6 protein-coding genes and 2 pseudogenes are annotated in these 13,036 nt (G+C 45.7%); all 8 read right to left on the bottom strand.

What is annotated here, in order from left to right:
• Positions 1 to 85 precede the first annotated feature (85 nt).
• A complete protein-coding gene (locus QU597_RS07010) occupies positions 86 to 2,146 on the bottom strand; it encodes a methyl-accepting chemotaxis protein (protein WP_310831968.1) in 2,061 nt (686 codons plus the stop codon).
• A gap of 5 nt (positions 2,147 to 2,151) precedes the next feature.
• Positions 2,152 to 3,108: an ROK family glucokinase gene (locus QU597_RS07005; protein WP_310831967.1), complete on the bottom strand. Its 957-nt coding sequence runs from the start codon at positions 3,106 to 3,108 to the stop codon at positions 2,152 to 2,154.
• Between the two features lie 142 nt (positions 3,109 to 3,250).
• Positions 3,251 to 4,651: a glycoside-pentoside-hexuronide (GPH):cation symporter gene (locus tag QU597_RS07000; RefSeq protein ID WP_310831966.1), complete on the bottom strand. Its 1,401-nt coding sequence runs from the start codon at positions 4,649 to 4,651 to the stop codon at positions 3,251 to 3,253.
• Between the two features lie 797 nt (positions 4,652 to 5,448).
• Positions 5,449 to 5,655 (bottom strand): annotated as a pseudogene (locus tag QU597_RS06995) (RNA polymerase subunit sigma-70); the annotation flags it as partial.
• Between the two features lie 98 nt (positions 5,656 to 5,753).
• On the bottom strand, positions 5,754 to 9,530 hold the full coding sequence (locus QU597_RS06990) for a carbohydrate-binding protein (protein ID WP_310831965.1): 3,777 nt from the start codon (positions 9,528 to 9,530) through the stop codon (positions 5,754 to 5,756).
• A 97-nt stretch (positions 9,531 to 9,627) separates the two neighbouring features.
• On the bottom strand, positions 9,628 to 10,611 hold the full coding sequence (locus QU597_RS06985) for an S-layer homology domain-containing protein (RefSeq protein ID WP_310831964.1): 984 nt from the start codon (positions 10,609 to 10,611) through the stop codon (positions 9,628 to 9,630).
• A gap of 767 nt (positions 10,612 to 11,378) precedes the next feature.
• A pseudogene (sigK, locus tag QU597_RS06980) lies at positions 11,379 to 11,892 on the bottom strand (RNA polymerase sporulation sigma factor SigK); the annotation flags it as partial.
• 269 nt (positions 11,893 to 12,161) lie between these two features.
• A complete protein-coding gene (locus QU597_RS06975; protein WP_310831963.1) occupies positions 12,162 to 12,707 on the bottom strand; it encodes a hypothetical protein in 546 nt (181 codons plus the stop codon).
• Positions 12,708 to 13,036: the final 329 nt, after the last annotated feature.

Here is a 13,036-nt window from a genome sequence, read left to right as displayed (position 1 = left end):
ATCTCCCCCATGTTTAATAGTAAACCATTAATCCGTAGTTAATCATTGTTAGGATAATACAGGGGGGTGTAAAAAGCAAGCCGGACTACACCTGGAAGCGGGCAATCCCGTTTCTCAGCTCCTCCGCGCTTTCTTCTGTCTGCCCGGCAGTACCGGCCACTACCACGCTCTGCTGCAGAATCCCATTCGCCTGCTCTGCGATCAATCCAGTATCCAGGGCGAACTGGCTGTTAACCTGGGTAATCTCACTGATACTGACCGCCATGCTATGTATGGATGTCCGGATTTCCCCAGCTGTCTGGCTGAATGTATCAAGCAGCTCCTCAAAAAATGCGGCATCCCGGTAATACTGCTCTCCGCTGCTGACAAGCAACTCATAATCCTGTAGCACCGTCTGATCCATAAAGAGAATTGCCTCCCGGGAGCAATGGGTCAGATTGTCAACAGCCTTCAGAACTTCCGCGGCCACTTCACGGATTTCGGCTGCCGATCTGCCCGATTGCTGTGCCAGCTTGCGGATTTCACCGGCAATAACGGCGAAGCTTTTGCCTGTCTCCCCGGCCCGCGCGGCCTCAATTCCTGCATTCAGCGCAAGAATATTCGTCTGCGAGACAATTCCGAGTATCGTCTGCACCAGCAGATTAATCCGGTGTACAGACTGGGAATGAGCAATAGCCGAGTTCAGGTTCTCCTTGAGATTCTGCAAAAGAAAGGCTGCCTTCTCCTTCGACTGCTCTGTCCCTTCCTTCAGTCCAAGCGCACGCGTGTAAATGGAGCGGGAGTCCGCAGCCCCTCTTACGGCATTTTCAGCCATGGCCTGCACCGCAGACTCTGTCTCACATGCCATGAACCTCAGTTCATCGGCAGCCGCAGCCGTTTCCTCCGTACTTGCCGACATCTCCTGCGTGATCTCCGAGACCGTCCGGATCTGCCTGTTCAGCTCGGAAATACTGCCTTTGGCCGTGTCCACATTCTCCTTCAGCTTATCGGACTCCTGCTTGACGGTACCGATGGCTTCACGGAGAGATTGCTGCATCTGATGCACCGATCTCATAAGCAGGCCGGTTTCATCCTTTTTATTCATATACCGGACAGGAAGCTCAATTTGCCAGTTGCCTGCTGCCATTTCTCTGAGATAAGCTGAGCCGGCCGCAATCGGCTTCGTTACCGACCGGGCAAAGCCGGTAATAATAAGCGAAAACAGCAGAATCGCCGCCAGCATGACAAAGATCAGCTTATTATTCAGCTCTTCGGCTTTTTCAGTGTATTTGCTCATCGGAGTATATGAAACTGCATATACATCCTGGATCCTGCTTTTTTCATAAGCGCTTATGTACGGGACACCTTCAAGGGTAAAAGCCCCGGACCCCGAATGGCTGGATTTGAACCCGTTGTAATAATCAAGAAGATCACCCTGCTGCTTGCTTAAATCCAAGGATAAAATATACTCCGGTTCAGCAGCCGAAACGACCAGTCCCGCCCCGTTGACCAGCATCGTCTTGAGCTCCGGTCCGCTCCCAGTCTGATTCACTTTACCGGCAAGCTCCCCCAGATCAATGGATGTAACCAGCAGGCCCGCGGAATCTCCTTCTGCTATACCCGGGATAATCACTGCGTTAGTAATTACAGGCCGTCCCGTTACAGGTGACTGCTGGGCTGTCTCGGTAATCACTGACCCTTTATTCGCTTCCGCCTCCTGCAGCCAGCTCCGGGCGGCCCCGCCGACACTGCTACCGGTTGAATCTCCGCCGATTCCGTCGATAAGAATAGTCCCTTCCAGCCCGACGATAAAAATATTTTCATAGAGCCCGTTGGAGGTCTGCACCACATCCTTCAGATAATCTGAGATCCGCGCCTTTATGACACCGGCAGACTTTCCAGGTTGACCCGTTCCCTTCATATAGTCAACAATATACGGCTGGGAAGCAATACTTACCGACTGGTCCATAATCTGGCCGATTGCCAGATCGATTTCACTTCTCTTTTCACTGGCAATAGCTGCTACTGAACCGGCACTTTCTGTGTACAGGGTTTTGGAGACGGAATCATTGGCATACAAAAGAGAGAAGGTCATTGGAACGGTCATACATATCAAAGAGATCAGCAGGATTTTGACGAATAAGGAATTCCGTGTATTAACCTTCATGTTGCTCATCCGAATACATGAAGCCCGGCCGCACCTACCACGCCAGCATTGTTGCCCAGGATAGCCGGTACAATATCCACATTCGCCTTGGCATTCTCCAGTGCATACTTACGGAAGTGATGGTCGATCTGATCCAGCAGGAAGCTGCCTGCCTTTGCTACACCGCCGCCGATCACAAAACGCTGCGGATTGACCACGACCGACAGCAGTGCCATGGATTTACCCAGATAATCTGCAGCCCGGTCCACAATTCGTACCGCGGCCTGATCGCCGGCTTTGGCCGCGTCCAGCACATCCTTCGCGGTGATTTCACGGATATGGGCGAGTGAGGTTTTTTCACCGCGGATCACTGCTTCTTTTGCCATGTAGATAATCCCTGTAGCGGAGGATACAGTTTCAAGGCACCCCTTTTGGCCGCAGCCGCAGGTAATGGCTTCCTCTGCAGGCACAACACCCAAATGCCCGATTTCGCCGCCCATGCCGCTGTAGCCCTGACAGAGCACATTCTTGATAATAATGCCGCCGCCTACGCCTGTTCCAAGTGTATAGCATACCGCATTCGGGATTCCCGCAGCGGCACCGCTCCATACTTCCCCGAGTGCAGCCACATTGGCATCATTGTCGATCCGCACTTCTTTGCCGAGTCTTTCTTCCAGAATGGCTTTGACCGGCACATCCTTCCAGCCCAGATTGGGAGAAGCCTTGACCACACCGGTCTCCATATCCAGAAATCCGGGAATTCCCGCTCCGATTCCGGCAATCTGCTCCCAGTCACAGCCTTCACGTCCCACAAGCTCTCTCACATACAGCTCAATGTTCTGCAACACGCCTTCGGCGCGTTTTTCTGCTTCAGTCGGCCCTTCGTATACAGCCAGCAGTTCCCCGTGACGATTGCACAAACCCACCTTAACCGAGGTCCCTCCCAGATCAATGCCTACGTACAGCTTTTCACTTTTATCCATTGCACACTTCTCCTCCTAATTCCGTACTCTCGTTTAATCATTTACTAACAGTAACCTTTGGTTGTAAAAAAAAGCAATGCTATAAGTCCGAAACCTTACAGCATTGCAAAATTCCAGTTTTGGTATACCGTTTATAGCGTAGTTATACGGCGCTTCTTCTTTGTTCCAGTTCACGGACAACCTGCGGATGAATGGCATCCAGCTTGTAGAAGGAAACGGCAATAATCTGCAGTACCGTACACACAAGCGGAATCGCAAAGAATAATACATTGATGGCAGAGGAAGCCTCTGGTGATACCTTTTCAGCATTATAGCCGGACATAGCCAGTGTATATCCGACAACAGCGCTGCCCAGTGCCATTCCGACTTTTGTTGCAAAGCTGTATCCTGCGTACAGGGTACCTTCGGCTTTTTTGTTGAATTTCCATTCGTTGTAGTCGACGGAATTAGCTATCATACTGAACACGGCACCGGAGCTAATTCCGCCGATCACATTAGCCAGGAACCATACACCCACGAACAGGGTCATATTATTTTCAAGCATCGGCATGATAGCTACTCCGATCATAAAACAAACATTGGCGATAATGTTGCCCTTACGCTGTTTGAACTTCCGCAGGAACGCTGGAGTAATAGCAGCAGAGAACAGTATAGACACATACAGCGACGGAAGCAGGATAGAGATCATCCCCGGGTTGTGCAGCACATGCAGGCAGAAATAGATGGTAATCGAGACAATGGCACCTGTCCGGACGAAGAGCAGCAGCGAGAACAATATCGTAGCTACCCAAGGTGTATTCTTGAATGCGCTTTTATAAGTCTGAAGCAAGGCCCCTTTTTGTTTAACAGCAGATACAGGCTCTACATAACGTTCTTTACAATTTTTATAGACTACAAGGAACATAATGGCGCTAAGGACGGCAAATACGACAGTAGTAAACAGATAACCGGTCTTCTCATTACCCCCGCCGAAAAACTCGACCATAGGTGTTGTTAAAGCGGTTACAATAATACTGCCGACAGCCATACCGACCATCCGGAAGCTGGAAAGCTGATTTTTCTCTTCCCCGCTTCTGGTCATCATTGGCATAAGCGCGCCGTAAGGTACATTCACCAGGGAGTACAGCAGACCGGCGATAATGTATGTAACGGAGGCGTAAATGATTTTGCCGGTTACAGAAATGTCAGGGCTGGTGAAGGTCAGAATCAGCATAATGGCAAACGGGATAATGCCAAACAGGATATACGGCTTCGATCTGCCGTACTTCGTATTGGTCCGGTCGACCATGCCACCGATAACCGGGTCAATGATTGAATCCAGAATCCGTGCAACCAGAATCAGAGTCCCTGTAGCCGCTACCGGAATTAATGCAACGTCAGTATAGAAGTACAGCAGAAAGCTTCCGACAATCCCCCACATGAGGTTGGAGCCTAGATCCCCAAGACCATAGCTGATTCTTTCCTTGAAGCTGAGCTTACCGTCTGCTTGCGGCTTCACCACCCCGAGCACTGGCAGTTCCTTCGCTAAATTCGTCGTTGACATAACATCCATCTCCCTTTATTTAATCGCTTACATGATTCGCAAAAAAATCAATACACCGGAATACTCTCCATTGCGTTTTATTATTGATTCCGCTTTCATTATAAGATGCCATCCAACCCGGAGCCTTTTCATATTTAATCATTTGAATCCTTGTTTTTTGTTCAATTTCACTAGTTTAAATATCAGTACCAGGCAGAAGGTTAAATTAAGGTATGCGTTTCTTCACCTTCTTCCGAAAATAAGGAAAAGATTACAATATGATAATGATTAACCATGTGTAAACTTTAAGTTAAAAATATCATACTCTTTGCTGCTTCGCAATAGACACAATAAAGAACCTCCTACTCATTCAGAGGTTTTTTCGTTTTCCATTAACTTAAATCGGCACATTTGTGAGCTAACTTATTAGACAGCGGGGCAGACGATTATCTTTTAAAACCATTTGATCCCGGGGAGTTACTAGCTAGGATCAGGGCCTAATCAATTTCGAAACAATTTTCGCATTAATCACGATTTATATAATTTCAATACCTTTTCCGCTAATAGTATAGTTCGTTTGAGTGACTTGAAGATTACAGAAGCAGACCGGTATTGGTTATTCTCTACCTTACTTAACAGATCAATTGACTCTTCCGAATTCCAACCTCTTAAATCTGACCCGACAATCTCGGAATTAGCATAGTAACATAACAAATAACATCTTCGAATTACTTTCACTGATCAGTTAACCAACATAAATTTAAAGAGACCTGTCGTTTAACAGGCCTCTTTAAATTTATCTAACGCTTCGCCTTATAATCATCCAAGATGTCCAGATTACGATATATCTTACTCTTCTCGATTTTCAGATCCACTTCCTTCACAATATCATCTGCGTCAGAGCCGAGGATATCGATCAGCGTAATCTCGTTACCTTCCTTGTCCGTCCCGGTCGTATCATGCAGGGATACGTCCTTTTTAGTCTTTTTAAGCGATCTCAAATGCATCAGGATTTCATATTCCATGAAAAGTATGAAAAGCAGCAGTGGATCAAGTTATCTTGATCCACTGCTGTGTCCCGTTCGCTCAAATGAGCGTTCTTAAAATTATAGTATCTTCACACTTATTCGAGTATCTTGGTTGCAACATACGCAAGATCAATAATATCGACCTTATTATCGCCGTTCAGATCGGCGATCTTGGCCTTCGCCCAATCAGGGCTGGTGGAGTCCTTGCCGTAATAGTAAGCTACAATCGCAAGGTCACCTACATTGATGATTTTGTCATTGTTAAGGTCTGCAGACGCTGCCTTAATAACCGCTGCCTCGAAGGTTTCTTTTGCACTGATGAGTGCAGTTACGGCACTGTCAACCTGGGACTGTGTCGCACTTTGGTTGTCTTTTACAGCTTTTGCTGCGTTGATGGCAGCACCTAATGTATCTTTGGCTGCCTGCGGGTATTGACCAGGCAGTGTGCCCACTACTGAAGCGTCATACAGGCTCTGTGCCTTCGTAATGGTTGTTGTCAAAGCTGTCTTATCTACAACCACTTCAATACGGCCTATTGAAATGCTCTTACTGCTAAGAGCCGCCTCAATCACGGTCCCCTCAGGAGCCATGCCAAGCTTGGCCCCGGCAGCTGCAATCGTTCCGGTCGTATTCTGAACACCGGCCTTTACCTTGAAGGTGAGATTCAGAACCGGCGTGCTCGCTCCAGATACCCCTCCGATATTGGCGGCAATGAGCCTAACTTTTCCCGCAGTGGCTTTGTCCTCTGTAACAATCTGGATGCTGTTGTCTGCACCTGCCGCACTCACATATTCAAATATGTTGGAATCATAGGTCAGGGTGATATCCTCGGCAAAAACCCTTTGTTCCGCATTGTTCAGGCTTACTGCCACTATAAAGCTGCTTCCAGGATTCACACTGCTGTCTGCTGAAAGTGCAGCTGTAGGTACTTGAGGCTCAACAGCTGGTGTTACCGTTACATTACTTACCGCTGTTTGATTACCATCTGCTGTTGTTACCGTAATGACTGCATTTCCTGCAGCTATTGCATGAACGGTTATACTTGTTGTACCTGTTGAAGAATCATAAACAGCACCCGTTACGGTTGCAACACCAGTATCGTTTGATGAGAAGGTTACTGTTTTGTTTGTTGCATCTGCAGGGGTTATTGTTGCCGTAAGTGTTTCGGTTGAACCTGTCGCCAAGCTTAATGTACTCTTGTCAAGTGTTACTCCTGTCACGGATACATTGCTTGGTGGCCAGACAGGATCTGCGGTTGAGCTGCTTGTGGTTAAATAGATCCGGTCTATTGCAAGTCCATCTTCCCTTCCCCAGAAGTTCAATTCATGCTCGCCAGCAGTAACATTCAAAGTAGCTCCACCAAATATACCGCCGCTGTTACCACTGATATTAGCCCATTTAAACTGACCACCGCTAACACCCTCAATACCATTGCTAGTGAATTTATACTGATTATCTAATCCAACGTGGATGGAGTCCGAATCGAATCCAAGCGTCTTGACAAGTATCCAAACGTTATAGGTTCCTGCAGTCGTAAAGTTGATTTTATACCCAAGTCTGGAATTGACAGCGAGAGAGGCTGCATCCGTAGCTGACGTAGTGAACCCATTGTTAGGCCCGAAAAACATAGCTTTCGTGGACTGTCCGTCAACAAGCGACCAGGTATGGTTGTTTATGGTGCCATATACATAGGCAGTGACTGAGTTTTCTGCTGCTGTTTCGGCGTCAATAGCCACTACGGCAGGCGTATTGACAGTTACAGTAATTTGAGCTGTTACAGCAGCACCCAATGCCCCCTTAAAGCTTACAGTAACATTGGTTGTTCCGCTTGCTTTAGCCGTTATTGTACCGCCCGCAACATCCGCAATAGCAGGACTTGGATTGCTATAAGTTGCTGTTTTTGTTACATCTTCCGTTTGTCCATCAACATATTCTGCTGTTACTTTAAATGTTGCAGTTTTGCCAGAATCCAATACAACTGAAGCATTGTCAACGGTAATCTTCTTTACCGTCAGTTCACTGTTCAAATCTTTCACAAGTATATTAAAAGTGTCAGTTTTTCCGCCGTAGTTTACGTCAATGCTTGTGGAGCCATAGCCCACCCCAGTGACAACTCCGTTATTTATGCTTACAATACCACTTTGTTCCGGTGTTGCAACGGCCTCAGCAGTAACTTCTGTACTTGTTCCATCGGCGTATATGGCTGAAACCTTCATGTTTGCCTGATTGGTTCCTGAAACAATATCAATCTTTTGTTTATCGATGGATGCGTTGATTGCAACTAGATCATGAGCAGCGCTCTTTTGCTCGAACTGCCAAGAATCTACCTTGAAGAGATTACCTGTTGATGATCCCTTGTATACCATGTATAGATCATGGACTCCTGTAGCACCAGAAACACTTGTTGTTTTTGTCTTCCAACTATTTTCTCCGCCTGTGTTGGAAATTGGAAGTGTCCCGATCAATGTGCCATCAGCACTATCAAGATACAGCTCTATGTTTCCGCCGCCCGAACCACTTGCAACCTTGGCTTTAAATGTTCCGGCGCCTGTAGCTCCAAAATCAACTTTGGATACGGCCGTCCAGTCCCCATCATTTATGTTGCTCACAGCCAGATTTATACTGCTTACCATACCTCCGGGTTCGGTACTGCTTTCAGTGGATATTCCTCCATTCCAACCTATGGTTTCTGCCTCAACCCTTGTATAGGGATCAAGATTTTTTAACTGCGGAACACCTGTATAATCACCTGTAATATTCTGAATGACTCCGTTTGCATCAAAACTTACCTTATTGATGTGTGCGTTACGGTATCCATGAGGTTGCCCGCCCATTTGTGGATATAAACCACTCTCTGCCATTGCTTTTGCAAGGGTCTGCGCGTGGTAGGTTACATACCACTGGTTGTTGAATTCAAAAATCGCATGGTGGTTGTTACCTCCAGCACCAAAGAAGGTAGCAGGGTTTGGCAGTATTGTTTTGACAAAGGTAAACGGCCCCATTGGGTTGTCACTTACCATATAGGCAATTGTTCCCGTAGGGATATCCGACGGATGCCCGCTAGAGAAGTTAGTACAATAGGAGTAATAATACTTCCCGTTATATTTGTGGATGCCTGAATCCTCAAACAACCACGGCGGATTGATTCGTCCAAGAGTACCGCCGCTAGCGTCCAGATCCAAACTGATCATATCCGCACCAAGCTTAGCAACACGTGCGGTTCCCGGGTCAGCATCTTTCCCCGCCGGAATACCGCCGCCGAAATATAAGTAACCGCTTCCATCATCGTCAACCAGTACTGCAGGGTCAAACAGCCATGTAACATCACTAGCCCCAGGAGTACTTCTACTTACTAATTGCTTTCCAATTGGATCTGTAAATGGTCCGATCGGACTATCCGCTGTGAGCACACCAATGCCGCTTCCATTATCCGCAAAATAAAGGAAGAACTTCTCCTTGCCATCTATCGTTTTATGTGCAGCCGACGGTGCCCAGGAGTTGTTTGCCCATTTTGCCGCACCTTGTGGCCCGGCTGCAAGGATTTCACCGTGGTCTGTCCAGTTCACCATATCATCGGACGAAACAACCGTAATCTTATTGATCTTACTGTAACCGTTATCCTTAACTGTCCCGTCAGCATTGTACTCCAATACATCATTTGTCATGTACACATAAACTCTGCCGTTATAAACCATCGCAAATGGATCGGCACCAAACTTTTGTGTAAATAGCGGATTGCCGTTGCCAGGCGTTTTAGCCAATGCTGGAGTGAGCGTAGTTGCTGCAGCCTGTACCCTTACCGTAGCCGGGTTTGATACGAATGTAAGAGTTACAACCATCATCATTGCGAGCAGTTTATTCCATATCTTCATATAACGACCTCCATCATCCATTAGTTGGTTAACCATTGCATTTGACTACTAATTAATTGTTGCACTATTGATGTAACCCCGGATGCCACCATATTTTTTACTTGTTCAATAACCTGTATATGATGACGGCTGCTTCCGCTCTTATCGCCGTATCATTTGGCTTAATCATGCCATTGTAGCCCTTGATGATTCCTTGCTTGACCAGTTGGGCCAAGGGGCTTACTGCATAAGCTGCTACCTCACTGGAATCACTGAAACTGTTTAAGTCTGAAACGGACTCGTCTAGCATTCTTCCGGCAATTTTCATTGCCCGTGCGGCTGCCACCATCATATCCTGTCTGGATATGCGTTTCCTCGGCTCGAACTGGTTGTCGCCCGTTCCCTGGGCAATTCCAAGTTTTTTTGCTATCCCTACCTCTTTGTAATAATAGTCGGACTGTTCTACATCATTGAAATTGCCGTCTACTTCTGCATTAAGTTTAAATGCCCTAACCAGCAAGCTAATGAAGTCTGCCCTGGTGATGTTATCTCCCGGACTAAAGGTAGTAGCTGACGTTCCCTTGATTATTCCCGAAGATGCAAGAGCTTCTATCTCCGTCTTTGCCCACTCATAGCCTGCCAGATCGTCGAATTTGGTTCCATAACTGTAGACAGTTACTGTCAGATTCGGATCCAGTGCCTTCACGGATACCAGCTTAATATGGGCATTTCCCTGAGCCTTCCCTTTGAAGACGATGGTACTCAGGGCTGTGCTTCCTTGCTCTCCTGCCTTCTTTCCTATTTTTGTGAAGGCTATAGTCATTTTTCCGTTATCTGTCTTTGGCGGTATAAAAAAACCCTCCAACTTTGATTCCGCCTTCTCCAACTCAACAATATCCGGATCGAACGTAATCAAAGCTTCATATGCATAGAGGCCTTTTAAGTTGCTTCCATTCAACGTAACTTTCAGCACTTGATCAGGCAAAGCATTTTCTGCACTTTTACTCAGAGTGAAATCTGTATTCCCTTGTGCATATCCTGCGCCGGGTATACAAGCAACGATCATGACTGCAATTACATACATTACGATTAATTTCCTCATGTTAATCTCCTTATCGTGAGAATAGGGGAAGTAATGCAAAGTATCCCATCCCCAGACTTTTGCTACTTTTAAAACCTGAATGACTAGGAGGGGGTGAGAACAGAGCTCGACATACCACAAACAGCAGGAACGGTAAGAGCAAGGAAAACGATCATCAGTGAATATGTTAACCAGAAACTTGAGATCCCTCGTGATCGCCATGGCGAGAGGTTTCGCCACGATGATCTCCAATGTGACGAATAAACTCAAACAGGACGGGAAACAAGGCATCATACATGATCATAGGCATTACACTGGATGTATTCGGCATGTGGATTGGAGGAAACAAGTCCTTCAATTAAGTATTAATTAGTAGGAGGGGTAGTGGCGTTGGCAAAATTAAAGCGCTATCAATTATTTGAAAAATAATGCGATCTGGAAAAAACGAGACGACGTCCATCGTGGCAAGAAGAACTTCTTCTAAATCACAGTAATCAGCTTGCCTATCCCCCCCTGTTTTATATTGTTTTCATTATAACTGCGACATTAGAAAATCACGCTGGAATTTCTTTTTTAAAAAGTGGATTTTTTGGTTCAAAATCAAAAAAAATCAAACTGCTTACAAACCAAAAAAGACACGGAAGTACAACTCCATGCCTTTAAGAAGGAAATCTCACGCTTCGCTGAACAAGCTGTTGATGATAGACAAGTATGGAAGCAAGTTCTTCAACGTCTTATCAAGAAAATGGCGGTCAAGGACGACGGGACAATCAAAGATGTGTGAACAATCACCGCTTCGCCTTATAAAACTCATGATACAGCTTCATCAGCGCCCTCTTCTCAATCCGCGACACATAACTCCGCGAAATCCCCAGCTCCTTCGCGATCTCCCGCTGCGTCCGCTCTTCCCCGCCGGTATCGAGGCCAAAGCGGCCAACCACCACTTCCTTCTCCCGGTCATCCAGAATATCCAGATTACGATAAATCTTACTCTTCTCGATCTTCAGATCCACTTCTTTAACAATATCATCCGCGTCAGAGCCGAGGATGTCGATCAGCGTATTCTCGTTACCTTCCTTGTCCGTCCCGATCGGATCATGCAGGGATACATCTTTTTTGGTCTTTTTAAGCGATCTCAAATGCATGAGGATTTTCATTCTCAATACATCTGGCGGCAAAAGTGGCGAGCTGCGTGCCTTTGTTCGGGCGGTAGCTCTCGATGGCTTTGATCAGCCCGATGGTGCCGATGGAGATGAGATCCTCCATGTCTTCGCCGGTGTTGTCGAATTTTTTGAGGTTATGGACACGATACGATGTCAAAAAAATAACCAATTACGATCGTTTCCGATACGAATTGGTTATTTTCGCGTTTTGTATCTAATATGTAATGGTCTATCTGAAAACTCATCAAAACTGGAAACGCATATCGACCTTGGCTAGAATTTTATATTTTGATCTCTGACTAACGATCGCCATGCCCAAATATCACTATTCCAATTTTGCCGGGAGAAGCTTGGCCCCCTCCAGCCGCGGATATTCTTTATCAGTCAATGTCATCATTATTACGTAACTCATTTAGAATATGTATAATACGAGTAAATAATCGTAATGACTTTGTTTTTGGAAAATCCAAATTCAAGATTAGTGCCATTCACCTTATCAAAGTAACCAATTATTTCCGCTCCTGTATCGGATCTTGCATAAAAGTTCTTACCATATGCGGAAATGACATCTTCCTTAGAGTTGTTTAACGTAATGTTCCGGTTTGTTTTATACTTAGTGCTGCCTATATGATATCTCGCTACCTTATTATTCATTAATAGGACATCGACATCGAAACGGGACTGTTCCTTTCCATAAATGTAATGCACAGATTTCGGTGATTTCACTTCATCCTTAAAATCGGGTTCACCAAAAACATTAAGTACATCTGTCTCAGTAGAATTTAAAGCAATGGATTGGATATCTTCATCACCTAAAGAGGTACTGTTAGTGGATTCGTAAAAAGAAGACTTATTTTTCGAGGATGTGTCGCAAGCCGTACTCATTCCAATAACCATAATTAATAAAATCGAGAATGATATGCGTTTTAATACTTTTCTTGAACAATTCATCATTATCCCCCTCCAGTTTAATCATCCATATTATAACAAAATACCCACTATAGGTAATCCCGTTATGAAGGACTTTCAGATAAATTATTTATGATTTCAATGGTGTTCACTTAGTATCCACATGTTAAATCTAATTTCAAACTTCGTTGCCAGTTTTTAGACTTTCCTTTCCAAATAAATCAGAAACCATATAGCTCTAAAAAGGCACCGTCCAACAACTGGTACCCTTCCATACCCAGAAATGGTGCGCAAGGAGTGTTAGCTTTACATAAACAGCTTCATTAGCTTCACATATAGCGGGTTTACCATGTACCAACCTGCGAATCCGCCCC

This window comes from Paenibacillus pedocola (assembly GCF_031599675.1).
In the GTDB taxonomy this organism is placed as follows: Bacteria; Bacillota; Bacilli; order Paenibacillales; family Paenibacillaceae; genus Paenibacillus_AQ; species Paenibacillus_AQ pedocola.
Note: the sequence above shows the minus strand (reverse complement) of the source record. Positions and strands in the feature narration are given on the sequence as shown.